Here is a 26,969-nt window from a genome sequence, read left to right on the forward strand (position 1 = left end):
CGCCGGTAGCCTTCGGGCATGGCTCGTCAGGCACGTCAGCGCGTCCCCGAGGGTCCGGCACCGGACCCCGCGGTCCAGAAGCTCCGGATCCGCTACACGAAGCGGGGGCGGCTCCGCTTCACCTCGAGCCGTGACTTCCAGCGGGCGCTCGAGCGGGCCCTGCGGCGCGCCGACGTGCCGATGGCGTTCTCCGCCGGCTTCCACCCGCACCCGAAGATCAGCTACGCCAACGCGGCCGCCACCGGCACCGGCAGCGAGGCCGAGTACGTCGAGATCTCCGTGACCCAGCGTGTCGACCCCGAGTCGGTGCGGGTGGCGCTCGACGAGGCGCTGCCCCGGGGCATCGACGTCGTCGAGGTCGTCGAGGCCGCCCCCGGGGCGCTCGCCGACCGGCTCGAGGCGAGCGACTGGGTGCTCGAGTTCGCCGGGGTGCCGCTCGAGGTGCTGCGCGCGGCTGTCGAGGGCCTGCTGGCGCTCGAGCGCGCCGAGGTGACGCGGATGACGAAGTCGGGCCCGCGCACCTTCGACGTGCGCGGTGCGATCGTCACGGCGCGGGTGCTGGGGCCGGCCGACGCGCTCACCGACACGGTCACGTCTCACGTGATCGAGGGTGACTGTGCGATACTGCGCATGGTCGTACGGCACACCACACCTGCTGTACGCCCCGACGACATTCTGACCGCGCTGCGTGAGACCGCCGACCTGCAGCCTCCGCGTCCGCCACTGGTGACGCGTCTGGCGCAGGGACCGCTCGACACCGCATCCGCGAGGGTGACCGACCCGCTGGAATGACCCACCAGGTCATGACGGCGAACCGGTTGCCGACCAGAGGTCGCCGGCAGCCGGTCACGGGGCCGCGCCCAGCGCGAACCGTTTCCGGGTGTAGCGAGACGACTTCCGTCCGTCGCACACGCGGCGCGACGACTGCAACCGCACTCGTGCGGTGCCGACGGCCCCGGCCGCGTGTGGGTCGCACCGCACCTGACGGGAGACTGCCTGATGGCACCCAACGACACCCCCTCCACCGGCGACGAGACCCTGTTCGCGCAGGCCGCCGAGGCGCCCGCGGCGCCGGCGCCCCGCAGGCGCGCCTCGCGGCGGGTCACGACCGCTGCCGCGACGCCTGAGCCAAGCGCCCCGGCGGAGCCCAGCGCCCCCGCGGAGCCCAGCGTGCCCAGCGTGCCCACCGAGGCCGCCGCCTCCACCGAGCCCACGGCTTCCGCCGGGCCGGACGCACCCGCCGCCCCGGACGCCGGGAGCGCGCCCGCCAAGAAGGCCGTCCGCAAGCGCGCCACCCGCAAGAAGGCGACCCCGGCACCGGCCGAGGCGCCCGCGGCCGACGCCCCGACGGTCGAGGCACCCGCTGACCCGGCCGCCGACACCACCTCCGGCACCGCCGAGGCGACCGCCGCCGAGACGACCGCCGCCGAGACGACCGCCGCCGAGACGACCGCCGCCGAGACTACCGCCGACGGCGAGCCCGTGACCGCCGCCGAGACGACCGCCGACGGCGAGCCCGTGACGGCCGCCAGGACGGCCGCCAAGGCCGCCCGGGCACCGCGTGCGACGAAGGCCGCGAAGGCCCCGCGTGCGGCTGGAACGACCAAGCGCGCCTCGCGCTCGAAGACGGCCGCGCGCGCGGCCGAGGCGCTCGAGGAGCTCGTCGCCGAGGTGCAGGCCACCGGCGACGGCGCCGACGAGGCCACGCCCGCCGGCACCGACCCGGACCTGATCGACCACACGGCCCTCGCCCTCGACGAGGCCGTCGCCGGCTCCGGCACCCCCGAGGCGGCGCGTCCTGACGCCACCGACGCCCAGGGCGTCGTGCCCGACGCCGAGGACTCGGAGGACGAGGAGGGCGACGAGACCGACGAGGCCGCGGCCGAGGTCGTGCCGAGCTTCAGCGTCCTCTTCCAGGCACCCGACGCCAGCAAGGCCACCCCGACGCGCCGTCGGCGCGCCGCCTCGGCCGAGGGCCCGCCTCCGCCCGCTGCGGTGCCTGCCGACGACGAGGACGAGCGCGACGACCTCGGCGTCGACGAGGACGTCGAGGACGCCGACACGGGCCGCGAGGCGCGCACCGGCGGCGACGAGGAGACGACCCCGCGCCGCTCGCGCCGTCGCCGTGGCGGCAAGGGCCGTCGGGGACGCGGCGACGACGACACCCAGGACGACGCCGCCGAGGCGGCCGAGACCGCAGAGGCGACCGAGACCGGCGGACGGCGCCGCTCCCGCCGTGGCTCCGGCAGCTCCGGCGCCTCGGGTGGCTCGAGCGCCGCGGGCGGCGACGAGCAGGGCGGGTCCCCGGACACCGGCAGGGACGCCCGTGGCGCGGGTGACGCCCGTGACGGCAAGGACGTGTCCGACGCGAACGAGCGCGACGACCACGACGAGCCGGCCGACTCGGACGACGAGGGTGGCTCGAGCCGCCGCCGCCGCCGGCGCCGTCGCGCCGGGTCGAGCAGCGACTCGGGCGAGGAGAGCCCCAACGTCTCGACGCGCGTGCGCCAGCCCCGCGCGCAGAGCGACGAGCCGGTGGCGGTGCGCGGCTCCACCCGTCTGGAGGCCAAGAAGCAGCGCCGCCGTGAGGGCCGCGAGGCCGGCCGGCGCCGCACCATCATCACCGAGGCCGAGTTCCTCGCCCGCCGCGAGGCGGTCGACCGCGTCATGGTCGTGCGCAACAAGGACGGGCGCACCCAGATGGGCGTGCTCGAGGACGGCGTGCTCGTCGAGCACTACATCGACCAGGCCACCAACGTCTCGATGGCCGGCAACATCTACCTCGGGCGCGTGCAGAACGTCCTGCCGTCGATGGAGGCCGCCTTCGTCGACATCGGCAAGGGCCGCAACGCCGTGCTCTACGCCGGCGAGGTCAACTGGGACGCCGCCGGGCTCGAGTCGAACCAGCCCAAGCGCATCGAGAACGCGCTGAGCTCGGGCCAGACCGTGCTCGTGCAGGTGACGAAGGACCCGATCGGCCACAAGGGTGCGCGCCTCACCTCACAGATCTCGCTGCCCGGCCGCTACCTCGTCTACGTGCCGAACAGCTCGATGACCGGCATCAGCCGCAAGCTGCCCGACACCGAGCGCGCGCGCCTCAAGAAGATCCTGCGCGATGTCGTGCCGGACTCTGCGGGCGTCATCGTGCGCACCGCCGCCGAGGGGGCGAGCGAGGAGGAGCTGCGCGCCGACGTCGAGCGCCTCACTCGGACGTGGGAGGAGATCCAGTCCCAGGCCGAGGCCTCGTCGACGCCCCGTGCCGGCAAGAGCAAGGGCAAGAAGAAGAACGGCGGCACCGGCTCCGTCACGGGCGGGCAGGCCCCGATGCTGCTGCACGGCGAGCCCGACCTCACGGTCCGCGTCATCCGCGACGTGTTCAACGAGGACTTCAAGCAGCTCGTCGTCGCCGGCGAGCAGGCCTGGGACGAGATCCACCCCTACATCTCGTCGGTGGCCCCCGACCTCGCCGACCGCGTCACGAAGTGGACCTCGGAGGAGGACCTCTTCGTGCACCACCGCGTCGACGAGCAGCTGGCCAAGGCGATGGACCGCAAGGTCTGGCTGCCGAGCGGCGGCTCGCTCGTCATCGACCGCACCGAGGCGATGACGGTCGTCGACGTCAACACCGGCAAGTTCGTCGGCTCGGGCGGCAACCTCGAGGAGACGGTCACCAAGAACAACATCGAGGCGGCCGAGGAGATCGTGCGCCAGCTGCGGCTGCGCGACATCGGCGGCATCATCGTCATCGACTTCATCGACATGGTGCTCGAGAGCAACCGCGAGCTCGTCGTGCGCCGCCTGCTCGAGTGCCTCGGTCGCGACCGCACGAAGCACCAGGTCGCCGAGGTCACCTCGCTCGGCCTCGTGCAGATGACCCGCAAGCGCGTCGGTTCTGGCCTCATCGAGGTCTTCTCCGAGACGTGCGAGCACTGCAACGGGCGCGGCTTCATCATCCACACCGCACCGGTCGACAAGGGCGCCCACGCCCACGAGCAGAGCCAGCCCGAGGGCAACGCCCGGCGCCGGGGTCGGGGCCAGTCCGGCCCCGCCACCGGCAACGGCGGCAACGGCTCGGGCAACGGCGGCGGCAACGCCGGGGGAGCGGCGTCCTCGTCCACGCAGCAGGAGACCCGCCCCTCCGGTCCGACCGCAGCCCAGATCGCGGCGGCCGCGCACGCCGCCGCGCTCAAGAGCGCGTCGGGCCAGCCCGTCGGCGAGGCCGCCGCGGAGGCCGTCGCCGAGGTGCAGGCCCAGCACGACGCCCAGCAGGCCAGCCAGCACGACACCCCCGGCGACGGTCACCCGCACGCGTTCCCCGACGACGACGGCCCGTGGTCGGGCGCCGAGGCCCCGGCCCCGGCGGACGACGCCGGGACGCACGCCCAGGCGACCGAGGGCGGCAGCCACGTCGAGCTCGAGTCCGACGTCGTCGACGCGGCACCGACCGAGCAGCACGAGCAGCACGAGCAGCACGAGCAGCAGCCGGTGGAGGCACCCGCCGCAGCCGAGGCGCCCGTCACCCCGGCCGCGACGCCTGAGCCGGTCGAGACGGCGGCCCCCGCCACGCGCGGACGCCGCCGGCGGGGTCGGGTCGTCGCCCCGGCCGGGCCCCCGCGCGGCAACGCCGAGGGCGGTGCCGGCGACGGCGCCTGACCTCGGTTTGGAGCTGGGAGCCCCCAGCCGGTAATCTTGACCCTTGGTGCGCCCACCGGGCCCGTGTTGACGGGCCGGTGCCGAAAGCGGCGACACCGAACCCTGATGAGAGAGTGAGTTTCACTGTGTACGCGATTGTTCGCGCTGGCGGTCGCCAGGAGAAGGTGTCGGTGGGCGATGTCCTGCTCGTCGACAAGGTGACGGGTCAGCCCGGCGATGCCATCGAGCTCACGCCGCTGCTCCTCGTGGACGGCACCACCGTCACGTCCGACGCCGACAAGCTGTCCAAGGTGTCGGTCAAGGCCGAGGTCGTCAAGGCCGCGAAGGGCCCCAAGATCGTCATCATGAAGTACAAGAACAAGACCGGCTACCGCAAGCGTCAGGGCCACCGTCAGCCGCTGACCCAGGTCAAGATCACTGACATCACCGCGTGATCGACGCCTGACCGGCTCGGCACAGAACTCTCAAGGAGACAACTGACATGGCACACAAGAAGGGTGCATCCTCGACCCGCAACGGTCGCGACTCGAACGCACAGTTCCTCGGCGTCAAGCGCTTCGGTGGCCAGAAGGTCAACGCGGGCGAGATCCTCGTCCGCCAGCGCGGGACGCACTTCCACCCGGGTGAGGGCGTCGGTCGCGGTGGCGACGACACGCTGTTCGCCCTCGTCGCGGGCGCCGTCAAGTTCGGCACCAAGCGCGGCCGCAAGACCGTCAACATCGAGCAGCCGGAGCCGGCTGCCGCTGAGTGATCGCCTCGATCACGCACTGAGTGTGTTCCGGAAGGGCGGGCCCGCGCGGCCCGCCCTTCCGGCTTTCCCGGTGAGGGCTCCGTCCGCTGACGGATGCCGTCCGCCCCCTTTGATCTGGAAGAGTGACCCCCATGGCAGTGACCTTCGTCGACCGCGTGGTGCTGCATCTCAGCGCCGGTGCGGGTGGCCACGGAGTGGCCTCCGTCAAGCGTGAGAAGTTCAAGCCGCTCGGCGGCCCCGACGGGGGCAACGGCGGCCGGGGCGGCTCGGTCATCCTCCGGGTCGACCCGCAGTCGACGACGCTGCTCGAGTACCACCGCCACCCGCACCGCAAGGCCGGCAACGGCGCCCCGGGCGCCGGCGACGAGCGCAACGGCGCCGACGGCGACGACCTCGTGCTGGCGGTGCCGGAGGGCACGGTCGTCAAGGACGGCAGCGGCGCCATCATCGTCGACCTCGTCGGCATGGGCACCGAGCACGTCATCGCGGCGGGTGGCCGCGGCGGCCTGGGCAACAAGGCGCTGGCGAGCTCGCGCCGCAAGGCACCGGGCTTCGCCCTGCTCGGCGAGCCCGGCGAGGACATCGAGGTCGTGCTGGAGCTCAAGTCGCTGGCCGACGTCGCGCTCATCGGCTTCCCGAGCGCCGGCAAGTCCTCGCTCGTCTCGGTGCTCTCGGCCGCCAAGCCGAAGATCGCCGACTACCCGTTCACCACGCTCGTGCCCAACCTCGGGGTCGTCACGGCCGGCTCGAGCCGCTTCACCGTCGCCGACGTGCCGGGGCTCATCCCCGGCGCCCACGAGGGCAAGGGCCTCGGCCTCGAGTTCCTGCGCCACGTCGAGCGCTGCTCGGTGCTCGTGCACGTCATCGACTGCGCCACGCTCGAGCCGGGCCGCGACCCGATGACCGACCTCGACGTCATCGAGAACGAGCTCTCCCTCTACGTGCCGGACGCCTCGCTCGGCGGGCGACCGCTCGCGGAGCGCACCCGCATCGTCGTGCTCAACAAGGCCGACGTGCCCGAGGCGCGCGAGCTCGCCGAGATGGTCAAGCCCGACCTCGAGGCGCGTGGCATCGAGGTCTTCATCGTCTCCGCCGTCGCGCACCAGGGGCTGCGCGAGCTGAGCTTCGCGATGGCCCGCCACGTCGACGCCGCCCGCGCCGAGATCGAGGCCGCGGCGGCCACGCCGAAGCGGGTCGTGCTGCGGCCGCGGTCGGTCGACGACAAGGGCTTCTCGGTCACCCGCGAGGAGGGCCCCGAGGGCGTCTTCTTCCGCGTCACCGGCGACCGCCCGGTGCGCTGGGTGCGCCAGACCGACTTCAGCAACGACGAGGCCGTCGGCTACCTCGCCGACCGGCTCGGCCGGCTCGGCGTCGAGGAGCAGCTCTACAAGGTCGGCGCCGTGGCGGGCGACACCGTCGTCATCGGTGCCACCGACGACGCCGTCGTCTTCGACTGGGAGCCGACCCTGCAGGCCGGCGCCGAGCTGCTCGGCTCGCGCGGCACCGACCTGCGCCTCTCGGAGTCCTCGCGCCCGACGCGTGACGAGAAGCGCGAGGCCCAGCGCGACCGCTACGCCGCCCGCGCGGCCACGCAGGACGAGCTCGAGGCCGAGCGCCGCGCCGGCCTCTGGCACGTGCCCGCCGACGACGACGACGCCTGATCGGAGACCCCCTGGCGGGCCTTCGACGGGGACTGCGCGACGGGACCTCCTGACGGGGGCACCCGGCGCGGCGGACCGCATACAGTGTCGCCATGAGCTCGTGGGGCGCGATGCTGCGCCGGGGACAGCTGGGCACGCAGGCCGACCGGGCCACCTACCGCACCCTCCACACGGCCCTGCTCGCCTCGCCCCCGTTGCGCATGGGGCTGACGCCGACGGCGGCCGAGCGCTCGCTCAAGCACCTGCGCGCGCTCCTCGGGGCGCCGGCGGTCGCGATGACCGACACGGGCGGGCTGCTCGCGTGGGACGGTGGACGGTCGCACCACGCGGGCCAGCCGGCCGTCATCTCGGCCGGCACCCTCGCGCACGGCCGCACGACGGTCGTCGACGGGCCTGACGTCGCGTGCGACGAGGCGGCGTGCGTCGTGCGGCAGGCCATCGTCGCGCCGCTCGACGTCGACGAGAAGGTCGTCGGCACCCTGCAGGTCTTCACCGGGCAGGCCTCGGCCGGCCTCGTCCGCGCGACGAACGAGGTGGCCCGGTGGGTCTCGGGGCAGCTCGAGCTCGCCGAGCTCGACGCCTCGCGCACCCGGCTCATGGTGGCGGAGGTGCGCGCCCTGCGCGCGCAGATCAGCCCGCACTTCATCTACAACTCGCTGACCGCGATCGCCTCGTTCACCCGCACCGACCCGGAGCGGGCGCGCGAGCTGCTCCTCGACCTCGCGGAGTTCACCCGCTACTCCTTCCGCCGGCACGGCGAGTTCACGACGCTCGCCGAGGAGCTGCGCTCCATCGAGGCCTACCTCGTCATCGAGAAGGCGCGCTTCGGCGACCGGCTGACGGTGACCCTGCGGGTGGCCCCGGAGGTGCTGCCCGTCGTCGTGCCGTTCCTCTGCCTGCAGCCCCTCGTCGAGAACGCGGTGCGCCACGGCCTCGAGGGGCGCGCGGGCGACGGCGAGATCAGCATCCTCGCCCAGGACGCCGACCACGAGTGCGTCGTCACCATCGAGGACAACGGCGTGGGGGAGGACCCCGAGCGGGTGCGCCGCGTGCTCGCCGGCGACCCCGGCAGCGACTCCGTGGGCCTCGCGAACGTCGACGAACGGCTGCGCGCGGCCTTCGGCGACGACCACGGCCTCGTGGTCGAGACCGCGCCCGGCGCCGGCACGAAGGTCGTCGTGCGGCTGCCCAAGTTCCGGCCGGGGGTGCACGTGTGAGCGGGCAGCCCCACGGCGCCGAGGTGGGGGAGGCGGCGGCCGCGGCACCGGCCCTGCGCGTGCTCGCCGTCGACGACGAGGCTCCCGCGCTCGACGAGCTCGTGTGGATGCTCGGGCGCCACGAGTGCGTCGGGCAGGTGGTGCCGGCCGGCTCGGGCGAGGCCGCGCTGCGGGTGCTGCACGAGGAGGCCGTCGACGCGATCTTCATGGACGTGCAGATGCCGGGCCTCAGCGGGCTCGACCTCGCGCGGGTGCTCTCGCGCTTCAGCACCCAGCCGCCCGTCGTCTTCGTCACGGCGCACGAGGAGCACGCCGTCGACGCCTTCGAGCTCAACGTCGTCGACTACGTGCTGAAGCCGGTGCGCGACGAGCGCCTCGACCAGGCCGTGCGTCGGGTCGTGCGCCAGATCCACGGCCGGGAGACCGCGGGCGAGGCCAGCGGGCCGGCCGACGAGAGCATCGTCGTCGAGCTCGCCGGGGTGAGCCGGCTCGTGGCCCGCTCGGACGTGCTCTTCGTCGAGGCCCAGGGTGACTACGCGCGGCTGCACACCGCCACCGAGAGCCACCTCGTGCGGGTGCCGCTCACGACCCTCGCCGACCAGTGGCGGGAGGCCGGCTTCGTGCGCATCCACCGGTCCTCCCTCGTGGCGCTCGGCCACATCACCGAGTGGCGCACGGAGGGTGCCCGCACGACCGTCGTCGTCGGCGGGCACGAGCTCGTCGTCAGCCGGCGCCACACCCGCGCCCTGCGCGACCTGCTCGTGCGCCGCGCCCAGCCGCTCGGACGGGCCGGGTCGTGAGCGAGGGCACCCACGACGGCACGCACGACGGCACGCACGACGGCACGCGCGACGGCACGCGCGTGCGGGTGCGGGTGACGAGCCCACGCGCGTCGGCCGCGAGCACCCGGTCGGTCTCGATCGCCTCCGAGATCGACGAGCAGACCCGCCTCGGCGAGGTCTACATCTCCTCGCTCATGCGCAGCCAGCTGCGCCTCGCCCTCGTCGTGCTCGTCGTGCTCGCCCTCACCCTGGGCCTGCTGCCGCTGCTCTTCCACCTCGTGCCCGAGATCGGCCGGCTCGACGTCGTCGGCATCCCGCTGCCGTGGCTGCTGCTCACGGTCGTGGCCTTCGCGGAGATCATCGGTCTCGGCTGGTACTACGTGCGCCACGCGGAGCGCAACGAGGACGCGTTCAGCGACCTGCTCGACGGGCGCTGACCGGTGGTCGACAACGCTGCGAGCATCGTCGCCGTCGTGCTCGTCTCCGTCGCGTCGCTCGCGGTGGGCGCCTTCGGGCTGCGGTTGTCACGGACGATGAGCGACTTCTACGTCGCCTCGCGGGGCGTGAGCCCGGTGCTCAACGCGTCTGCCATCAGCGGCGAGTACCTCTCTGCCGCTTCGTTCCTCGGCGTCGCGGGTCTCGTGCTCGCGCGTGGCGTCGACATGCTGTGGCTGCCCGTCGGGTGGACGGCGGGCTACCTGCTGCTCCTCGCCTTCGTCGCGGCGCCGCTGCGCCGGTCGGGCGCCTACACGCTGCCGGACTTCGCGCAGCTGCGCCTCGAGTCGGTGCTGGCGCGACGCCTGTCCAGCCTGCTCGTCGTCGCCATCGGGCTGCTCTACCTCATCCCGCAGTTCCAGGGCGCCGGGCTCACGCTGCGCACGCTGACGGGTGCGCCGTCGTGGGTCGGGCAGTTCGCGGTGGCGATCGTCGTCTGCCTCAACGTCCTGCCCGGCGGCATGCGCAGCGTGACGCTCGTGCAGGCGTTCCACTACTGGCTCAAGCTGCTCGCCCTGCTGACGCCGCTCTTCTTCGTCCTCGGCGCCGCCGGCTCGCGCAGCCGCAACCCCGACGTCGGGGCCGTCGACGTCTCCGCGTGGGTCGAGCCGCTGCAGGGCGAGCACGCGCTCTACCTCACGTACTCGCTCGTGCTGGCCACCTTCCTCGGCACGATGGGGCTGCCCCACGTCGTCGTGCGCTTCTACACCAACCGCGACGGCCGGGCCTCGCGCCGCACGACCCTCGCCGTGCTCGTGCTGCTCTCGGGCTTCTACCTGCTGCCCGTCCTCTACGGGGTGCTCGGTCGCCTCTATGCGCCCGACCTCGTCGCGGCCGGACGTGCCGACTCGGTCGTGCTGGAGCTGCCGAGCCGGCTCTTCGACGGGCCGCTCGCGGAGGGCCTGACGGCGCTGCTCGCGGCCGGCGCGTTCGCCGCCTTCCTCTCGACGTCGACCGGCCTCGTCGTCTCGGTGGCCGGGGTGCTGAGCCAGGACCTCGTGCGCACCGGCACGGGCCACCGGCAGGGCATCCGTGCCTTCCGGCTCTCGACCGTCATCGCCGTCGCCGTCTCGGTCGCGCTCACGGTGGCCTCCGCCGGCGTGCCGGTCGCGCACGCGGTCGAGCTGACCTTCGCCGTGGCGGCATCGACGTTCTGCCCGATGCTCGTGCTCGGCATCTGGTGGCGCGGGCTCACGGCGCCGGGAGCCATCGCCGGCCTCGTCGTCGGTGGCGGGCTCTCCATGGGCGCCGTCGTGTCGACGACGTTCGGCATCGCCACGCACGGCTGGGTCGGGGTCGTGCTGACGCAGCCGGCGGCCGTCAGCGTGCCGCTGGCGTTCGTCACGATGGTGCTCGCCTCGCTCGCGACCCGCTCGCGCACGCCCGAGCACGTCGCGCAGACGATGGTGCGGCTGCACGCCCCGGAGCACCTCAGCCTCAACCGTGGGTCGTTCCACCCGGAGCGGGCGCCCCGGTCGACCGCTCGTCGCGCTCGGTCGACCGCTCGTCGCAGCTGAGGCCGCGCACGGCGAGCCGTCGGCGCCACTCGGCGACGTCGGGTCGCGTCGGCCTGCCGCCCGCGCGACCGGGCTCCTACCTTTGCAGTCACCGCAGTCACCGGAGACCAGCACGACCAACCGCCCCGGAGGTGGCCCAGTGAGCAAAGAAGCTCCAGAGCGCGTGGAGGACGACCTCAACGTCGCCATGCAGAACTCCGACGAGTTCGCCCAGCTGAGAAGCAAGTTCAGGCGATTCGTCTTCCCCCTCACCGCGCTGTTCCTCGCGTGGTACTTCCTCTACGTCCTGCTGTCCGTGTTCGCCAAGGACTTCATGGGCACCCGCGTCCTCGGCAACGTCACGTGGGGCCTGATCCTCGGGCTGCTCCAGTTCGTGTCGACGTTCACCATCACGATGGTCTACGCCCGGTGGGCCGACCGCGTCTTCGACCCCGAGGCCGAGGCCCTGGCCCGCAAGATGGGAGCCGGCTCGTGAGCGCCGCCGCCCTGCTCGCCGCCCCCGCGTTCGCGCCCGCGGCGACGACGGTCGGCAACCCGGCCATCAACATCGGCATCTTCGCCCTCTTCGTGGTCGTCACGCTGGCGATCGTCATCCGGGCCTCGCGCAACAACCGCAGTGCGGCCGAGTACTACGCCGGCGGGCGCGCCTTCACCGGCCGCCAGAACGGCATCGCCATCGCCGGCGACTACCTCTCGGCCGCCTCGTTCCTCGGCATCGCCGGGGCCATCGCCATCAACGGCTACGACGGGTTCCTCTACTCCATCGGCTTCCTCGTCGCCTGGCTCGTCGCCCTGCTCCTCGTCGCCGAGCTGCTCCGCAACGTCGGCAAGTACACGATGGCCGACGTCCTCAGCTTCCGGCTGCGGCAGCGGCCCGTGCGCATCGCCGCGGCCACCTCGACGCTCGTCGTCTCGTTCTTCTACCTGCTGGCCCAGATGGCCGGCGCCGGTGGCCTCGTCGCGCTGCTCCTCGGCATCGACGGGGCGCTCGGGCAGCGCCTGGTCATCGTCGTCGTCGGCGTCATCATGATCTTCTACGTCATCTACGGCGGCATGAAGGGCACGACGTGGGTGCAGATCATCAAGGCCGTGCTGCTCATCATCGGTGCCGGCGTCATGACGCTCTGGGTGCTCGGCAAGTTCGGGCTCAACCTCTCGACGCTCCTCGGTGACGCCACGACCGCGTCGCAGTCCGCGGGCGGCAAGGACCTCATGCAGCCGGGGCTGCAGTACAAGAACCCCATCGACTTCATCTCGCTGTCGATGGCGCTCGTGCTCGGCACGGCGGGCCTGCCGCACGTGCTCATGCGCTTCTACACGGTGCCCACCTCGCGCGAGGCCCGGCGCTCGGTCGTCTGGGCCATCTGGCTCATCGGCATCTTCTACCTCTTCACCCTCGTGCTCGGCTTCGGTGCCGCCGACCTCGTCGGCTCGGCCGCCATCAAGGCCGCGCCGGGCGGCGTCAACTCGGCCGCACCGCTGCTCGCGTTCGAGCTCGGCGGCGAGATCCTCCTCGGCATCATCTCGGCGGTCGCCTTCGCGACGATCCTCGCGGTCGTCGCTGGGCTGACGATCACGGCGAGCGCCTCGCTCTCGCACGACATCTACAACACCGTCGTCAAGAAGGGCACGGCCACGCCGGAGGAGGAGGTCAAGGTCGCGCGGATCTCGGCCCTCGTCCTCGGCGCGGTCGCCATCGTCGGCGGCATCTTCGCCCTCGGCCAGAACATCGCCTTCCTCGTGGCCCTCGCGTTCGCCGTCGCGGCGAGCGCGAACCTGCCGACGATCCTCTACTCGCTCTTCTGGAAGCGGTTCAACACCCGCGGGGCGCTGTGGAGCATCTACGGCGGCCTGGTCAGCGCCATCACGCTCATCGTCTTCAGCCCCGTGGTGTCGGGCAAGGCCGTCGACCCGGTGACGAAGAAGAGCCCGTCGATGCTGCAGGGGGTCGACTTCCACTGGTTCCCGCTCGACAACCCGGGCATCATCTCGATCCCGCTCGGCTTCCTGCTCGGCTGGCTCGGCACGGTCACGAGCAAGGAGTACAACGCGGCGAAGTACGCGGAGATGGAGGTGCGCTCGCTCACCGGCCACGGAGCCGAGGGCGCCAGCACGCACTGACCTCGTCCCGCGCGGACCAGGGGTCCGGACGGCCACGCTCCCTCGGGGGCGTGGCCGTCCGGCCGTCTCAGAGCACGACGAGGTCGTCGCGGTGGATGACCTCGCGCTCGTACTCCGGCCCCAGGTCGCGGGCCAGCTCCTTCGTCGAGCGGCCGAGCAGGGCCGGCAGCTCGGTCGAGCTGTAGTTGACGAGGCCGCGGGCGACCGGCGTGCCGTCCGGCCCGCAGACGTCGACGGGGTCGCCGTCGTGGAAGCTGCCCTCGACGGCAATGATGCCGGCGGGCAGCAGCGACTTCTTGCGCACGACGAGCGCCGTGACCGCGCCCTCGTCGACGACGAGCCGGCCGCGCGCCGTCGTGGCGTGCTCGAGCCACAGCCGGCGCGACCGGCCGCGCACGCCGATCGGCAGGAAGACGGTGCCGACGTCCTCACCGGCCAGCACCTGCACGACGAGGTCGGCGGCCGTCACGGTCGTCACCACGCCGGCGGCCGTGGCGATGCGCGCCGCCTCGATCTTCGTCGTCATGCCGCCGGTGCCGACCTTCGAGCCGCTGCCGCCGATCTCGACGCCGACGAGGTCGTGGGGGCCGCGCACGATCGGGATCCGCCTCGCGCCGGGCCGGCTCGGCGGTCCGTCGTAGAGGGCGTCGACGTCGGAGAGCAGCACGAGCGCGTCGGCGTCGATGAGGTGCGCGACGAGGGCGGCGAGTCGGTCGTTGTCGCCGAAACGGATCTCGCTCGTCGCGACCGTGTCGTTCTCGTTGACGACCGGCAGCACCCCGAGGTCGAGGAGGCGCTCGAGCGTGCGCCGGGCGTTCGCGTAGTGGGTGCGCCGGGTCACGTCGTCGGCGGTGAGGAGCACCTGGCCGACGGTGATGTCGTGGGCGTCGAAGGCCCGGGTGTAGGCGGCGAGCAGCGCGCCCTGCCCGACGGAGGCGGCGGCCTGCTGGGTCGCGAGGTCGCGGGGGCGCGTGGTGAGCCCGAGCGGATGGATGCCGGCCGCGATGGCACCGGAGCTGACGAGGACGATCTGCGCGCCGCCGAGCTGCCGGCCGGCGAGGGCCTCGACGAGGGCCGTGAGCCGGGCCGGGTCGAGGCCGCCGTCCGGGCCCGTCAGCGAGCTGGAGCCGACCTTGACGACGAGCCGACGGGCGTTGCGCAGAACCGAGTGGGGCGACACACCCCGAACCCTAGTGACGCGCGCGGCCCCTCGCAGACCCGTCCAGCCCGTCCAGCAGCCGGGAACGCGTGCGGCTCGGGCGGCCCGACGACCTACGCTGGAGCCATGTCACAGACGATCGACCCCGCCGTCGTCGAGCACGTCACCGCCCTCGCCGAGCGGGCTCGCGTGGCCTCGCGCCGCCTCGCCCTCCTCTCGCGCGCCGAGAAGGACGCGGCGCTGCTCCAGCTGGCCGACGCCGTCGAGGCGGCCACGGCCACCGTCGTCCCCGCCAACGCCGAGGACCTCGAGCGCGGCCGGGCGACGGGCATGAGCGAGAGCCTGCAGGACCGGCTGCGCCTCGACGAGGCGCGCGTCGCCGCGGTCGCCCAGGCCCTGCGCGACGTGGCCGCGCTGCCCGACCCGGTGGGGGAGATCGTGCGTGGCGGGACCCTCGCGAACGGCCTGCAGATCCGCCAGGTGCGCGTGCCGATGGGGGTCATCGGGATGATCTACGAGGCCCGCCCCAACGTCACCGTCGACGCGGCCGGCCTCGCCCTCAAGTCGGGCAACGCCGTGCTCCTGCGCGGCGGTTCGGCGGCGGCCAGCAGCAACCACGCGCTCGTCGAGGCGATGCGCGGTTCGCTTGCAGCGCAAGGACTCCCGGCCGATGCGATCACGCTGCTCGAGGAGGGCGGGCGCGACGCGGCGCGTGCGCTGATGACGGCGCGCGGCTACGTCGACCTGGTGATCCCGCGCGGGGGAGCCGACCTCATCGAGACGGTCGTGCGCGAGTCGACCGTGCCCGTCATCGAGACCGGTGTCGGGGTCTGCCACGTCTACGTCGACCGGGCCGCCGACCTCGACAAGGCCCGCGCCATCACGCTCAACGCGAAGACGCACCGGCCGAGCGTGTGCAACGCGGCGGAGTCGCTCCTCGTGCACCGCGACGTCGCGTCCGACTTCCTGCCCAAGACGCTCACCGACCTCGCGGGCGCGGGGGTGCGACTGCACGTGGCACCCGAGGTGACCGAGCACGCCGACGCGGCCGGGGCGGCATACGCCCTCGCGAGCGAGGCCGACTTCGGCACGGAGTGGCACGGGCTGGAGATGAGCGTCGCCGTGGTCGACGGCATCGACGAGGCCATGGAGCGCATCCGGCGCTTCGGCACCGGGCACACCGAGGCGATCGTGACGGAGGACCGCGCGGCGGCCAGACGCTTCACGGCGGAGGTCGACGCGGCCGCCGTCATGGTCAACGCGAGCACCCGCTTCACCGACGGAGGGGAGTTCGGCTTCGGCGCCGAGATCGGCATCTCGACGCAGAAGCTGCACGCGCGCGGGCCGATGGCGCTGCCCGAGCTGACGACGACGAAGTGGATCGTCGAGGGCGACGGCCACACGCGCTGACCAGCCTCCCGCACCTGCGCGGGGGCGATGGCATGATGTGCCTCCATGGAAGGCACCGAGGTCCGCAAGCTCGCTGAGCTCGAGGACGACCACTGGTGGTACCGCGAGCGGCGCCACCTCCTGGCCAAGGCGATCACGGGCCTCGTGCCGGGGCGCGCCATCGACATCGGTGCGGCAGGCGGCGGCAACACCCGCGTGCTGCGTGACCACGGCTGGCAGGCGGTGGCGCTCGAGTACGGCGCCGACGGCGCCGAGGTGGCGCACGGGCGCGGCCTCGCCACCCTGCGCGGCGACGCGACCCGCCTCCCGCTCGCCGACGCGAGCCTCGACCTCGTCGTCGCCTTCGACCTGCTCGAGCACCTGCACGACGACGACGCCGCCGTCGCGGAGGTGCGGCGCGTGCTCAAGCCGACGGGCACCTACCTCGTCGCGGTGCCGGCCGACCCGAAGCTGTGGTCGAGCCACGACGAGGCGGTCGACCACGTGCGCCGCTACACCCGCGAGGGGCTGCTCGACCTGCTCGACCGGGGCGGCTTCGAGGTGCGCGACGTGCGGTCGTGGAACGTGCTGCTCCGGCCGGTCGTCGCGATGCGCCGACGCACGAGCTCGGGCTCGGACCTCGAGGACCTGCACCCCGTCGTCAACCTCGGCCTGCGCACCATCATCACCGCCGAGCGCTACCTGCCGGTCGGGTCGCTGCCCGGCGTCAGCCTGCTCGTGCGCGCTCAGCCGCGCAGCTGAGAGGGCTGCGGCTCGGGGGCGTGCCCCGGCTCGGCGACCGGCTCGGTCGCACCCGGCGCCGTGCGGATCGCGGCGCCGTTCGGCTGCGCCGGGAGCGGCGTGTCGGTCGGGCCGTGCGCGCCGCTGTCGGCCGTCATCGAGTCGTACGCGATGAAGTAGGTCGGCCGGCCCTGCATGTGGCCGTACATCCGCCCGATGTACTCACCGAGGATGCCGACGCAGACGAGCTGCACGGCGCCGACGCCCGCGACGATGGCCACGGTCGAGGTCCAGCCGGCGACGGTGTGGCCCTGCGAGCGGGAGATGAGCGTGTAGAGCACGAGCAGCACGGCGAGCACCGCGCCACCGAAGCCGGCGAACGTCGCGAGCCGCAGGGGCGCCGTGGAGAAGCCGGTCAGCGAGTCGAGCGAGAGCTTGACCATCTTCAGGAGCGGGTACTTCGAGTCGCCCGCAGCGCGCTCCTCGCGCTTGTACTCGACCGTGTCGGACGGGAAGTTGAGGGCGGGGACGATGAAGCGCAGCACGCGGTTGTGCTCGGGGAGGCTGTTGATCGCGTCGACGGTGGCCCGTGACATGAGGCGGTAGTCGCCGGCGTCGGCGTGCGCGGGGGTCTGGGACATCAGGCCGATGAGCTTGTAGAACGCCTGCGCGGAGACCCGCTTGAACCACGTGTCGGTCGAGCGGTCGTTGCGCACGCCGTAGACGACGTCGACCCCGTCGTCGCGGGCGGCGGCCAGCATCCGGGGGATGATCTCGGGCGGGTCCTGCAGGTCGGCGTCGATGGTGACGACGTAGTCGCCGAGGGCGCTGACGAGGCCGGCGGAGATCGCGGCCTGGTGCCCGGCGTTCGCGCGCAGGCGCACGACGCGCAGGGCGGGCCACTCGCGGTGGTAGCGCTGCAGGAGCGCGGCGGTGAGGTCGCGGCTGCCGTCGTCGACGGCGACGACCTCGTAGCTGGTGCCCATCCCGTCGAGGAGGGGCCGCAGGCGCTCGACGAGGAGGGGGAGCACCTCCTCCTCGTTGTACATCGGGATGACCACGGACAGCTCGGGAACCATGCGTTCTAGGGTACGGCCGTCGATGGGCTGCGCCTGTCGCCTCGCTGTGCGGGCCCTGTACCGCCCGCGCCGCGGGTAGCGTGCCGGTGGTGACCCGTGTGCCCGCAGAGCCGCCCCTCCGATCCGGTATGCCGCCGGGTGGGTTCGAGCCCGGCACCCCGGTCGCGGGGCGCTTCACGAAGTGGGGCGGGGGCCGCCACTGGGAGTGGGACGGCCACTACCTCGGGTCCGACGAGCACGGCCACTGGTGGTTCGCGCCGGCCGGCACCCGCTGCGCACGCCCCGGCGTGGAGTTCGTCGAGCCGAGCGGCTGGGTCTCGCTCGCGCCGCACGAGGGGGCGTACGTCGCGGGCTTCTACCCGGGCCACCGCGAGATCAGCGTCTACGTCGACATGACGACCGAGCCGGTCTGGCGGCGGCGCGAGGCCACCGGCGGCCCCGAGTGGGAGGTCACCATGGTCGACCTCGACCTCGACGTCGTGCTGACCCGCGACGGGCACCTCTTCGTCGACGACGAGGACGAGTTCGACCAGCACCGGGTGGAGCTGGGCTACCCGGCGGAGGTGGTCGAGCTCGCCGAGCGGTGGCGTGACGTCGTCCTGGCGGCCGTGGCCGCCGGCGACGAGCCGTTCGGCACCGTGGGTCACGCCTGGCTGCGACGCGCTGCGTCGGGAGGGCCGTGCGGGCGCTAGGCTGGCGCCATGTCTGATCGTGTCCTCGCACTCGTCACCGAGGGGGAGGAAGCCGCCCGCGAGCTTCCGATGCCGGTGATCGCCTACTTCCTCATCACCTTCGCGCTCTTCGTCGTGGCGCTCGGCGTCACGTGGAGCTTCCGCAACACCGCCTACAAGGTGCAGGCCCCGCGCCCCGGTGGCCAGGCCGCGCACGGCACGTCGAGCGGGACCGACGAGGCGCACCACTGAGCATGCGCCTCGGCGTCATGGGCGGGACGTTCGACCCGATCCACCACGGCCACCTCGTGGCCGCGAGCGAGGTCCAGTCCCGGTTCGACCTCGACGAGGTCGTCTTCGTGCCCACCGGCGAGCCCTGGCAGAAGGCCGACCGGCACGTCTCGCCCGCCGAGGACCGCTACCTCATGACCGTCATCGCGACGGCCAGCAACCCCCGCTTCACCGTCAGCCGGGTCGACATCGACCGCCCCGGGCCGACGTACACGATCGACACCCTGCGTGACATCCACGCCGAACGGCCCGACGACGAGCTCTTCTTCATCACCGGCGCCGACGCCCTCGCCGAGATCCTCTCGTGGAAGGACGCCGAGCTGCTCTTCGAGCTCGCGCACTTCGTCGGGGTGACCCGGCCCGGGCACGAGCTCTCCGACAAGGGCCTGCCCGAGCACCGTGTCACCCTGCAGGAGGTGCCGGCCATGGCGATCAGCTCGACCGACTGCCGCGCGCGCGTCGGGGGCGGCCAGCCGGTCTGGTACCTCGTGCCGGACGGTGTCGTGCAGTTCATCAACAAGTACCGGCTCTACGCCGATCCCCGGGGGGAACTCCCCCCGGTGCACCCGAGACCCCACGCGGCCGAGCCCGTGGGCGCAACCGGGGCGTTCGCGCCCCAAGGAGACCTGTGACCGCAGCACACCATTCCCTCCAGCTCGCCAAGGCCGCCGGCCTCGCCGCGGAGGAGAAGCTCGCCGAGAAGGTGCTGGCCATCGACGTCAGCGACCAGATGCCGCTGACCGACGTCTTCGTCATCGCGTCGGCGCCGTCCGAGCGCCAGGTCGGCGCCATCGTCGACGAGGTGGAGGACCGCCTCCGTGAGCTCGGCAGCAAGCCGATCCGCCGCGAGGGCGAGCGCGAGGGACGCTGGGTCCTCATCGACTTCGGCGACATCATCGTGCACGTCCAGCACGAGGAGGAGCGCGAGTACTACGCCCTCGAGCGACTCTGGAAGGACTGCCCCGAGGTCGACCTCAGCGCGGTCAAGGCCCTGCCGCGACAGGGCGCCGAGGCCGACGAGGCCGACGAGGTCGTCGAGGCCGACGAGGCGTGAGCGCCGGACCGGGCCCGCGGCGCATCGTCCTCGTGCGCCACGCGGAGACCGTCGACAACGCGGCCCGCGTCTGGCAGGGGCACAAGGACACCGAGCTCTCCGAGCGCGGCCGGGAGCAGGTGCGCGCCGCGGCGCCGCACCTCGCGGCATACGCCCCCGCCCTCATCGCCTCGAGCGACCTGCAGCGGGCGGCGTCGACCGCGGACGCCATCGCGGAGCTGACCGGGGTCGAGGTGCGCCTCGACCCGCGGCTGCGCGAGGTGCACGTCGGCGAGTGGCAGGGCCTGCACGCGGACGAGGTGCGCGAGCGCTACCCGGACGTGGTCGCCGCCCTCGACCGGGGCGAGGACGCCCCGCGAGGCGTCACGGGGGAGACCCGGGCGCAGGTCGCCGACCGGGCCGGGACGGCCCTGCGCGAGCTCGCCCGCGAGCTGCTGCCCGGTGAGACCGCCGTCGTCGTGGCCCACGGCGTGTCGGCCCGCGTGGCCGCGAGTGCCCTCGTCGGGCTCGACCAGGACGTGTCGGACGCCGTCTTCCGCGGCCTCGGCAACTGCCACTGGATCGAGCTCGTCGAGTCGTCGAAGAGCTTCTCCGAGGTCACCCGCTGGCGCATCGCCGGCTGGAACCTCGGGCCCTGGAACGTCTGACCCGAAAGGCCGCCCCCGATTTTGGCTCCGGGGCGCACACCCGCTATGGTTACGCAGTCGCTTCACGGAGCGGCATCCCGTACGGGGCTGTGGCGCAGCTGGTAGCGCACCTGCATGGCATGCAGGGGGTCAGGGGTTCGAGTCCCCTCAGCTCCACCAGACGAAGGGCCGGACGACGCGTCCGGCCCTTCGCGCGTTCCGGCCGAGCCGGCGTCAGCGGGGCCGTGAGGTGACGACGAAGACGGAGTCGGTGCGCCAGTCGGCGACGGCCGCCCGGTTCGGCGTCGGGCCGAGGCGGCGCGTCGTCACACCGCCGAGCACGCGGTCGAGGCTCGTCCGCGCAGCGGTGCCGCCGCCTCCTGCACCCGCGCCGTCGGCAGCCACCGCACCGCGGGTGGGCCCGTCTGGGCGGCGGGGCGCCGGTGGTGCGCCGACGTCGAGCTCGTCCTGCTCGAGCGAGCGGGGGTCGAACTCGAGCGTGCTCGTGACGACCATGAGCTGGTCGCGCACCGACACGGTGCCGGCCGCCCACAGGGTGTCGTCGACCTGGCCGACGAGGTCGACCGCCGTCGACTCGCCGGGCCCGAGCGCGATGGACCCGGCGGGGAACGCGTCGGTCAAGATGCCGTAGGTCTCGGTGAGGTCGAGAAGGGCCGCCCAGAGCGGCGTGGCGGTCGTGTTCGCCAGGTGCACGGTGAAGCGCGGGGCGTCGCTGCCGGCATACGTCAGCGTGAGGGTGCCACCGGCCCCGACGGGAGCGGCACCCGCCTCGACCTCGACGTGGACCGCGTCGGCCGGGAGGTGGGTGCCGGGGTTGGTCAGGGCCGACAGGCGCAGCCACCGCGCGACCTGCTCGAGCGCGCGGATGGTGCGCTCCTCGCGCGCCGGACCCCCGACGACGGGCACGAGCGGTCGCGTGACGCCCGGACGGGTGATGACGAAACCGTCGGCGGTGGCCTCGACGACGAGGTCGGCGTCGTGGGCGCCACCCTCCTCGACGAGGCCCACGAGGCCCTCGTCGGCCTCGGACGCGGCCTCGCGCAGGGCTGCGGCCGACGCGTCCTCGCCCACGACGCCCACGAGGAGCGGGCGGAGCGGGATCGAGGTGACGACGGCCCGGTAGACGAAGGACTCGTCGAGCTCCGGGGTGAGGCGCACGAGGCTGCGGTCGGGCAGCACCTGCGTCACGGCCGCGGTCGCGAGGGGTGACCCCGACGTCTCGCCGGTCAGCGGGTAGACGGCGAGCTCGGTCGTCTCGTCGCCGACGGGGGCCGGCACCCCGTGCACCGCGCCCGAGTCGATGCACCAGCCGTCGGGCAGGTGGCTCAGGGTGAGCGGACGGGGCGTCGTGGGCAGGGCGCCGCCGAGGAAGGGCCGGTCGAGCTCGGTGGCGTCGGTCGTCTCGACCTGGGGGTGCTGCTCGGCCACGCGCGCGGCGACGTCGGCCGTGACCATGCGCAGCACGTCGCGGTAGGACGGGTGCCCCCCGGCGTCGGTGAGGGCCGCCTCGAGCGCGGCCGACAGGGCGCCCCGGCGGCGCCCGCCGACGGTGACCTCCTTGGCCGTCTCGGACGAGCGGCAGGCCGCGAGCAGCACGTGCCGGCCGGTCGGGGTCCACCGGCTGACGGCGCGGCTCGCCGTGCCGGGCGCCGTCCCGACGAAGCTCGAGGCGGGGCGCCGGCGCGGGTCGGGCGGTGCGAGGCGCACGGTGTCGTCGGCGTCGCGGGTGCCGTCGCCCGAGTGGCAGCAGTCGAGGACGACGACGGTGTGGCACCCCGAGGCGGAGACACCCGCGAGGAGGGTGGCGAGCTCCTTGTCGGCGAGGTCCCAGCTGCCGGGCGAGCGGCTGTCGACGCAGACGAGGGTCTCGTCGCGGTGGTCCGGCTCGAGGGTCCACAGCTCGGGTGGGGTGTCCTGCTGCGAGCCGTGCCCGCTCCAGTAGAAGAGCGCCACGTCGTCGGCGCCCGCCCGGCCGAGGTGGTCGGTGAGGGCGGCGGTGACCGCCTCGCGGGTGGCCGCGGCATCCGTGAGCACGACGAGCTCGAGCGCCTCCGCGCCGACGCGCTCGCGCAGCACCCCGGCGAAGGCCATGACGTCGTTGACGCAGCCGGAGAGGGCGGGGACGGGGGCCGGGTAGGCGTCGATGCCGACGAGGAGGGCGTGCAGGCGGGTGGTCACGCGGTCACCCTGCGTCGGTCAGGGCGGCCGTCTGCCAGCGCGCCGGTGCGTTCTGGTTGGCACCCGTGCGCTGCGGGTTGCTGCTCAGCATGGTGCGCAGCCGCCAGTCGGGTCCGGTGCCGGTCGCGTCGCTCACGTTGACGTTGAGGCCGAGCACCTCGCCGCGCTGCGGCGCCACGCTGCGCCCCAGCTCGGCCCAGGGCACCCGGGCCTCGAGCTCGTAGCCCGTGTCGCGGGCCCGGGCCACCACGGAGATGCCCGGGCGGGCGGAGCCCGTCGCGAAGACGAGGCGACCCGCGCTGTTGCGTCCCACGACGTTGACGTCGGCGGCGGCGCGCCGGTCGGAGTCGGCGCTCACGGCGAGGATGACGTGGAGGTCCCGCCCGGGGCGCAGCGCGGCCGTGCGGGACAGCGCCCGCGGGTCCGGTCCGATCTCGAAGGAGACGGCGTCGCCGTTCCACCACGAGGCGGGCGCGCCTTGCACGGGCGTGACGAGCGGGTCGTCGACGACGGCGTGCAGGTAGAACGCGTCGTGGTCCCACAGCGCCTGCCACGTCGCCGTCAGCCCCGCGCGGCGACTCGCGGCGCCGAAGACGGCGGCGTCGGCGTCGTGCTCGGGCACCGAGCGCCAGTCGTCGAAGGAGCCGTCGACGACGGGCGCGACGGGCGCGCAGCCGACCGTGAAGGTCGTCGCGCCCGGGTCGGTCGAGCTGCTGCCGCAGGCCGCGGCCACGAGCGGGTCCGCCTTCTGCAGGAGCGAGGGCAGCACCCGCCACGCGGCGTAGCCGCCGACGACGAGCACGACGAGCAGCCCGAGCCGCAACCAGCGCCCGAGGTGCACACCCCGCGGCTTCGGTCGCGGTCCCCTCCGGGGGGCCGGGGGAGTCAGGCGTTCCGGGGGACTCGGGGACACCGGCGGACTCGGGGATCCCGGGGGAGCGGGCGCGGGCTCCGCCGGCTCGGTCTCCGCCTCCGTGACCGGCTCGGTGGCCGGCTCGGTGACCACCTCGGGCCGGGTCGCCGTGGTGTCGGCCGGCGCGGGCGCGAGGGCCATCGGCCGGTCCGTCGTCGGTTCGACCGGCCGCACGCGGTCGAGCAGCGCGGTCACGTCCTGGTAGTCGGGGTGCTCCGCCGCGACCTGCTCGAGCAGCGGCAGCGCGGTCTCCGTGGCGTTCGCCTCGAGCGCCACCCGCGCCGCGGCATAGAGCGACTCGACGCGGGAGTCGGCCCCCTCGCGCGGGTCGCCCGTGGCGACCGGGGCGCCCGTGAAGCTGAACGGCTGCTCGGTGCCGGAGCGCAGCAGCACGGCCGTGCCCCACTCGGACGCCTCGTCGGAGACGGCCATCGCCTTGCGAACCTCGCACATCGCGGCGTCGATGCCGAGGCCGCGCGTCAGGAAGTAGTAGAACTCGTGGCTGAAGACGAGCGCCGCGCGGTCGGAGATCTCGGTCTGCATCGCGACGACGGCCGGCAGCCCCTGGCGCACCAGCGCCTGGGCGACCCCGGAGAAGGCGTCGCTGCCCGACGTGCGGGCCCCCTCGCAGGCGTTGAGCACGGCGAGCTGCAGGAGGCGGGCGTCGTGCAGCAGGGTCCCGAGGCGGGCGCCCGAGACCCGGTGGGCGGTGCCGTCCGCGCGCTCGAGCACGAGCACGCCCTCCTGGGCCTGCGCGTCGAAGCCGCCGTGGCCGATGAAGTGGAAGACGTGGAAGTCGTCGAGCAGCGCCCGCTGCAGGCCGCCCAGCGTCGCGTCCTCGAGCACGGTGAGCTCGACCTGGCCGCTCTGGACGAGGTCGCCGGTCGTCGCGCGGAGCAGCTGCTCCTCGCGGTCGACGGCGAGCGCCGGCATGTCGGAGGGGCTCGAGATCATGACGAGCACCCGCAGCGGCGCGTCGACGGCGACGACCGGCGGCCGCTCGAGGGCGTCGAGCAGGCGCACGACGGGCGTCTCCTGCGAGAGGGTGATGAAGCGTCCGAGCCCGGTGTCGTAGAGGTACTCCCACGGCACCGCGTCGAGGTCGGGCACCAGGTCGAGCCGCAGCCGCAGCCGCAGGTCGTGGTCGGATCCCGACGCCGCCGCCAGGCTGTCGCGGAAGGCGCGCCCCACGTCACCCGAGAGCAGCGCCTCGCCCAGCCGCCGGCCGTACTCCTTGACGTCGACGACGCGGGCCTCCGCCGGGGCCAGCCGCCTCGAGGAGACGCGCGGTGGACCCACGGCGACGAGGAAGGCCGCGAGGTCGGTCGCCGTGAACGGCAGCGTGAAGGGTGCCGACGCCTCGCCGGCCGGCGAGGCGAGGACGCGGGCGGCATACCCCTGCCCCTCGGGGGTGACGGCGACGTCGAAGTCGAGATAGTCACGGCTCATGGCGGTCCTCTGTCCGTGAAAGGAGCGAGCCTGCGAAAGACAGTACGCCGGCCGGGCCGGCCTGATACGACGTTTCGCCCCCGGGCGGGAGACCGGTATCCTCGGGGACGAGCGCGCCGAGCGCGTTCGCGGACGAGGGAGCCGTACCCGCCCAGCGACAAGACGGCCAGATCGGAATCGCCGTGCACTGGCTCGTCCTCATCGTCTCGGGCGCCCTGGAGGCCGTCTGGGCCACCGCCCTCGCCGCGTCGGACGGCTTCCGCCGCCCCCGGCCGACCGCCCTCTTCGCCGCCGCGCTCGTGCTGAGCATGGTCGGGCTCGCCTGGGCCATGACCGCGCTCCCGACCGGGACGGCGTATGCCGTGTGGGTCGGCATCGGGGCCGTCGGCACCGTGCTGCTGGCCGTCGCCCGCGGGCAGGAGCGGCTCGGCGCCGCCCGCGCCGTGCTGCTCGTCGTCCTCGTCGGCTGCGTGGCCGGCCTCAAGGCGGTGGCGTGATGCCGTGGCTCGTGCTGCTCGCCAGCGCCGTCCTCGAGGCGGTCTGGGCCTCGGCGCTCGCCGCGTCCGAGGGACTCTCGCGGCCGGGCCCGGCCGTCCTCTTCCTCGTGGCGGGCGCGCTCAGCATGGTCGGGCTCGCCCACGCCGTTCGGACGATCCCCATCGGCACCGCGTATGCCGTGTGGACCGGTCTCGGGGCCGCGCTGACGGTGACGTGGGCGATGACGACGGGCGGCGAGGCGTTCTCGGTCGTCAAGGTGGCCCTGCTCGCCGGGATCGTCGGCGCCGTCATCGGGCTCAAGGTCGTCGGGCACCCCACGGACGAAGCGGGAGATTCCCGCGCGTTCTGACGCGCGTCGGGCGCCGTGGGCACGCACAATGAGCGCGTCGCTCGGGGCACCGGGTCCCGGGCCGAACGCAAGGAGCTCTTCGTGCGTAGGACCGCCCCCTGGTCGATCGCCCTCGTCGCCTCGCTGGCCCTCTCCACCGCGGGTGCGGCCGCCGCCACCGCCGCCCCGTCCCCCTCCCCGGCGAGCGCGTCGGCCGCGGGCTCGGCCCTCACCGCGTCCGGCTACCGCTACGACCTCGCGACGGGCACGACGAACGACCCGCGTGCCGCGGCTCGCGTCGCCGCCCTGCGCGCGCACCTCCCTGCGGACTGGCGCGCCCGGGAGGCGGCCGCCCTCTCGCGCTTCGGCGTCGAGGCCTCGGCGCCCCGCGAGGCCCTCGGCCGGGCCATCGACGGTTCGCAGTACCAGTGCGCCCCGACGAAGCTCGACGCGTTCGTCGACTCGGCGCTCGCCGGCATCGACCCGTCGAGCCTCTTCATCCTGTCGCTCGTCGGCGGCCTCGACTTCCCGACGTACGACGCGCTGCTGTTCGGCACGTCCGGCGACCCCGCCTACGCCCTGACCAAGGCGTCGAGGAACGAGCTGACGAGCTCGTTCCGGGCCGCGCAGAAGTTCTGGGACACCGACGGGTCGAACATCCAGCTGATGGCCATGCACGGCGACCTGATGCTCGACCGGGCGCGGCTGACCCGCCTCGTCGCGGTGCTCTACGGCGTCTCGCAAGCCGACGCCGCAGAGGTCGCCGACCTCGTCGTGGACGTCGTCTCGTCCGACCCCGGTCTCGCCGGTGGCGGCAACCCGATCTTCACCCTCAACGCCTTCGCCTTCAGCGGTGTCGGCGAGACCGACCCGGTCATCTCCGCGCTGCCCGACAAGCTCGTCTTCGGCGACGGCATCCTCCAGGCGCTCGGCGCGATCGGGGTGGGCGACGTCGGCCCGCGCGCGGTCCTCGGCCACGAGTACGCGCACCACGTGCAGTACGACCGGTCGCTCTTCGACTCGCCGCTCACGGGCCCCGAGGCCACCCGACGCACCGAGCTCATGGCCGACGCGTTCGGCACCTACTTCGTGACGCACAAGCGGGGGCTCGCCCTCAACACCCGGCGCGTGCTCGAGGCGGAGCAGTCGTTCTACCAGGTCGGCGACTGCGCCTTCACCAACCCGGGCCACCACGGCACCCCGAACCAGCGCCTCCGCGCCTCGGCGTGGGGATCGGGCGTCGCCGCCGACGCCCAGAAGCAGGGCCACGTCCTGCCCTCGCTCACCCTCGACCGGCAGTTCGAGGCGGCCCTGCCCGGCTTCGTCGCCCCCGACGCCTGAGCCGCACGGCCCCGCCGGACGCTGTCCGGCGGGG

General features: G+C 73.7%; 25 protein-coding genes, 1 tRNA gene and 1 riboswitch. Of the genes, 22 read left to right on the forward strand and 4 right to left on the reverse strand.

What is annotated here, in order from left to right; all coding sequences use genetic code 11:
• The first annotated feature begins 18 nt into the window (after positions 1-18).
• The 11 genes from ABD979_RS15795 (at position 19) to ABD979_RS15845 (ending at position 13,197) form a co-directional block, all read left to right on the forward strand.
• Positions 19-792, forward strand: a complete 774-nt coding sequence (locus ABD979_RS15795) for a TIGR03936 family radical SAM-associated protein (RefSeq protein WP_345508461.1) — start codon at positions 19-21, stop codon at positions 790-792.
• 387 nt (positions 793-1,179) lie between these two features.
• Complete coding sequence (locus ABD979_RS15800) at positions 1,180-4,653, forward strand: Rne/Rng family ribonuclease (protein ID WP_425583993.1); 3,474 nt, start codon at positions 1,180-1,182, stop codon at positions 4,651-4,653.
• 125 nt (positions 4,654-4,778) lie between these two features.
• Positions 4,779-5,087, forward strand: a complete 309-nt coding sequence (gene rplU, locus ABD979_RS15805) for a 50S ribosomal protein L21 (RefSeq protein ID WP_045190103.1) — start codon at positions 4,779-4,781, stop codon at positions 5,085-5,087.
• 47 nt (positions 5,088-5,134) lie between these two features.
• The gene (gene rpmA / locus ABD979_RS15810) at positions 5,135-5,404 is read left to right on the forward strand and encodes a 50S ribosomal protein L27 (RefSeq protein WP_344254274.1); all 270 of its coding nucleotides are present in this window, start codon (positions 5,135-5,137) and stop codon (positions 5,402-5,404) included.
• Between the two features lie 131 nt (positions 5,405-5,535).
• A complete protein-coding gene (obgE, locus tag ABD979_RS15815; RefSeq protein ID WP_345508463.1) occupies positions 5,536-7,065 on the forward strand; it encodes a GTPase ObgE in 1,530 nt (509 codons plus the stop codon).
• Between the two features lie 92 nt (positions 7,066-7,157).
• On the forward strand, positions 7,158-8,282 hold the full coding sequence (locus ABD979_RS15820) for a sensor histidine kinase (protein WP_345508464.1): 1,125 nt from the start codon (positions 7,158-7,160) through the stop codon (positions 8,280-8,282).
• Positions 8,279-9,082 carry a LytR/AlgR family response regulator transcription factor gene (locus ABD979_RS15825; RefSeq protein ID WP_345508465.1) on the forward strand — a complete coding sequence of 268 codons (804 nt, stop codon included), beginning with the start codon at positions 8,279-8,281 and terminating at the stop codon, positions 9,080-9,082. Before ABD979_RS15820 ends, ABD979_RS15825 begins: the two co-directional genes overlap by 4 nt.
• Positions 9,079-9,501, forward strand: coding sequence for a hypothetical protein (locus tag ABD979_RS15830; protein ID WP_345508466.1), 423 nt, complete (start codon positions 9,079-9,081; stop codon positions 9,499-9,501). Before ABD979_RS15825 ends, ABD979_RS15830 begins: the two co-directional genes overlap by 4 nt.
• Positions 9,502-9,504: 3 nt before the next feature.
• Positions 9,505-11,076: a sodium/solute symporter gene (locus ABD979_RS15835; protein ID WP_345508467.1), complete on the forward strand. Its 1,572-nt coding sequence runs from the start codon at positions 9,505-9,507 to the stop codon at positions 11,074-11,076.
• A 187-nt stretch (positions 11,077-11,263) separates the two neighbouring features.
• The gene (locus tag ABD979_RS15840; RefSeq protein WP_425583998.1) at positions 11,264-11,551 is read left to right on the forward strand and encodes a DUF485 domain-containing protein; all 288 of its coding nucleotides are present in this window, start codon (positions 11,264-11,266) and stop codon (positions 11,549-11,551) included.
• The gene (locus tag ABD979_RS15845) at positions 11,548-13,197 is read left to right on the forward strand and encodes a solute symporter family protein (protein ID WP_345508469.1); all 1,650 of its coding nucleotides are present in this window, start codon (positions 11,548-11,550) and stop codon (positions 13,195-13,197) included. Before ABD979_RS15840 ends, ABD979_RS15845 begins: the two co-directional genes overlap by 4 nt.
• A 67-nt stretch (positions 13,198-13,264) precedes the next feature.
• On the opposite strand, the gene proB is transcribed toward ABD979_RS15845, so the two are convergent.
• Positions 13,265-14,377, reverse strand: coding sequence for a glutamate 5-kinase (gene proB / locus ABD979_RS15850; protein ID WP_345508470.1), 1,113 nt, complete (start codon positions 14,375-14,377; stop codon positions 13,265-13,267).
• Between the two features lie 105 nt (positions 14,378-14,482).
• Here proB and ABD979_RS15855 point away from each other — a divergent pair, with 105 nt between their 5' ends.
• Both ABD979_RS15855 and ABD979_RS15860 read left to right on the forward strand, forming a co-directional pair.
• Entirely contained in the window at positions 14,483-15,766 is a 1,284-nt protein-coding gene (locus ABD979_RS15855; protein ID WP_345508471.1) for a glutamate-5-semialdehyde dehydrogenase, read from the forward strand.
• A gap of 45 nt (positions 15,767-15,811) precedes the next feature.
• A complete protein-coding gene (locus tag ABD979_RS15860) occupies positions 15,812-16,507 on the forward strand; it encodes a class I SAM-dependent methyltransferase (protein ID WP_345508472.1) in 696 nt (231 codons plus the stop codon).
• Here ABD979_RS15860 and ABD979_RS15865 read toward each other — a convergent pair.
• Complete coding sequence (locus ABD979_RS15865) at positions 16,492-17,565, reverse strand: glycosyltransferase family 2 protein (RefSeq protein WP_345508473.1); 1,074 nt, start codon at positions 17,563-17,565, stop codon at positions 16,492-16,494. The two genes, ABD979_RS15860 and ABD979_RS15865, sit on opposite strands and share 16 nt — an antisense overlap.
• 89 nt (positions 17,566-17,654) lie before the next feature.
• Between ABD979_RS15865 and ABD979_RS15870 the strand changes: the two genes are divergently transcribed.
• The 6 genes from ABD979_RS15870 (at position 17,655) to ABD979_RS15895 (ending at position 20,387) form a co-directional block, all read left to right on the forward strand.
• Complete coding sequence (locus ABD979_RS15870; protein WP_345508474.1) at positions 17,655-18,257, forward strand: DUF402 domain-containing protein; 603 nt, start codon at positions 17,655-17,657, stop codon at positions 18,255-18,257.
• Positions 18,258-18,266: 9 nt separating this feature from the next.
• A complete protein-coding gene (locus tag ABD979_RS15875; protein WP_345508475.1) occupies positions 18,267-18,488 on the forward strand; it encodes a hypothetical protein in 222 nt (73 codons plus the stop codon).
• Positions 18,489-18,505: 17 nt separating this feature from the next.
• Positions 18,506-19,159 carry a nicotinate-nucleotide adenylyltransferase gene (gene nadD / locus ABD979_RS15880; protein WP_425583999.1) on the forward strand — a complete coding sequence of 218 codons (654 nt, stop codon included), beginning with the start codon at positions 18,506-18,508 and terminating at the stop codon, positions 19,157-19,159.
• Positions 19,156-19,581, forward strand: a complete 426-nt coding sequence (rsfS, locus tag ABD979_RS15885) for a ribosome silencing factor (RefSeq protein ID WP_345508477.1) — start codon at positions 19,156-19,158, stop codon at positions 19,579-19,581. Before nadD ends, rsfS begins: the two co-directional genes overlap by 4 nt.
• Positions 19,578-20,228 (forward strand): histidine phosphatase family protein, encoded by a 651-nt coding sequence (locus ABD979_RS15890; protein WP_345508478.1) that lies wholly within the window; start codon positions 19,578-19,580, stop codon positions 20,226-20,228. Before rsfS ends, ABD979_RS15890 begins: the two co-directional genes overlap by 4 nt.
• 83 nt (positions 20,229-20,311) lie before the next feature.
• Positions 20,312-20,387 (forward strand) — tRNA-Ala (locus tag ABD979_RS15895).
• A gap of 54 nt (positions 20,388-20,441) precedes the next feature.
• Here ABD979_RS15895 and ABD979_RS15900 read toward each other — a convergent pair.
• The gene (locus tag ABD979_RS15900; protein WP_345508479.1) at positions 20,442-22,406 is read right to left on the reverse strand and encodes a caspase family protein; all 1,965 of its coding nucleotides are present in this window, start codon (positions 22,404-22,406) and stop codon (positions 20,442-20,444) included.
• Between the two features lie 4 nt (positions 22,407-22,410).
• Complete coding sequence (locus ABD979_RS15905; RefSeq protein ID WP_345508480.1) at positions 22,411-24,768, reverse strand: CHAT domain-containing protein; 2,358 nt, start codon at positions 24,766-24,768, stop codon at positions 22,411-22,413.
• A 106-nt stretch (positions 24,769-24,874) separates the two neighbouring features.
• Positions 24,875-24,940, forward strand: a riboswitch (guanidine-III (ykkC-III) riboswitch).
• Between the two features lie 10 nt (positions 24,941-24,950).
• Here ABD979_RS15905 and ABD979_RS15910 point away from each other — a divergent pair.
• The 3 genes from ABD979_RS15910 (at position 24,951) to ABD979_RS15920 (ending at position 26,935) form a co-directional block, all read left to right on the forward strand.
• Entirely contained in the window at positions 24,951-25,265 is a 315-nt protein-coding gene (locus ABD979_RS15910; RefSeq protein WP_345508481.1) for a DMT family transporter, read from the forward strand.
• Positions 25,265-25,615, forward strand: a complete 351-nt coding sequence (locus ABD979_RS15915; protein ID WP_345508615.1) for a DMT family transporter — start codon at positions 25,265-25,267, stop codon at positions 25,613-25,615. Before ABD979_RS15910 ends, ABD979_RS15915 begins: the two co-directional genes overlap by 1 nt.
• A gap of 81 nt (positions 25,616-25,696) precedes the next feature.
• Positions 25,697-26,935 carry a hypothetical protein gene (locus ABD979_RS15920; protein ID WP_345508482.1) on the forward strand — a complete coding sequence of 413 codons (1,239 nt, stop codon included), beginning with the start codon at positions 25,697-25,699 and terminating at the stop codon, positions 26,933-26,935.
• Positions 26,936-26,969: the final 34 nt, after the last annotated feature.

It is taken from the genome of Terrabacter aeriphilus (assembly GCF_039542985.1).
Classification (GTDB): Bacteria; Actinomycetota; Actinomycetes; order Actinomycetales; family Dermatophilaceae; genus Terrabacter; species Terrabacter aeriphilus.

Excerpts from the sequence above, each read along its gene's own strand:
- obgE (WP_345508463.1), top strand. The coding sequence starts at position 5,536 with ATGGCAGTGACCTTCGTCGACCGCGTGGTGCTGCATCTCAGCGCCGGT.
- ABD979_RS15905 (WP_345508480.1), bottom strand. The coding sequence starts at position 24,768 with ATGAGCCGTGACTATCTCGACTTCGACGTCGCCGTCACCCCCGAGGGG.
- ABD979_RS15875 (WP_345508475.1), top strand. The coding sequence starts at position 18,267 with ATGTCTGATCGTGTCCTCGCACTCGTCACCGAGGGGGAGGAAGCCGCC.
- ABD979_RS15795 (WP_345508461.1), top strand. The coding sequence starts at position 19 with ATGGCTCGTCAGGCACGTCAGCGCGTCCCCGAGGGTCCGGCACCGGAC.
- ABD979_RS15840 (WP_425583998.1), top strand. The coding sequence starts at position 11,264 with ATGCAGAACTCCGACGAGTTCGCCCAGCTGAGAAGCAAGTTCAGGCGA.
- ABD979_RS15820 (WP_345508464.1), top strand. The coding sequence starts at position 7,158 with ATGAGCTCGTGGGGCGCGATGCTGCGCCGGGGACAGCTGGGCACGCAG.
- rpmA (WP_344254274.1), top strand. The coding sequence starts at position 5,135 with ATGGCACACAAGAAGGGTGCATCCTCGACCCGCAACGGTCGCGACTCG.
- ABD979_RS15860 (WP_345508472.1), top strand. The coding sequence starts at position 15,812 with ATGGAAGGCACCGAGGTCCGCAAGCTCGCTGAGCTCGAGGACGACCAC.
- ABD979_RS15915 (WP_345508615.1), top strand. The coding sequence starts at position 25,265 with ATGCCGTGGCTCGTGCTGCTCGCCAGCGCCGTCCTCGAGGCGGTCTGG.
- nadD (WP_425583999.1), top strand. The coding sequence starts at position 18,506 with ATGGGCGGGACGTTCGACCCGATCCACCACGGCCACCTCGTGGCCGCG.
- ABD979_RS15855 (WP_345508471.1), top strand. The coding sequence starts at position 14,483 with ATGTCACAGACGATCGACCCCGCCGTCGTCGAGCACGTCACCGCCCTC.
- ABD979_RS15865 (WP_345508473.1), bottom strand. The coding sequence starts at position 17,565 with ATGGTTCCCGAGCTGTCCGTGGTCATCCCGATGTACAACGAGGAGGAG.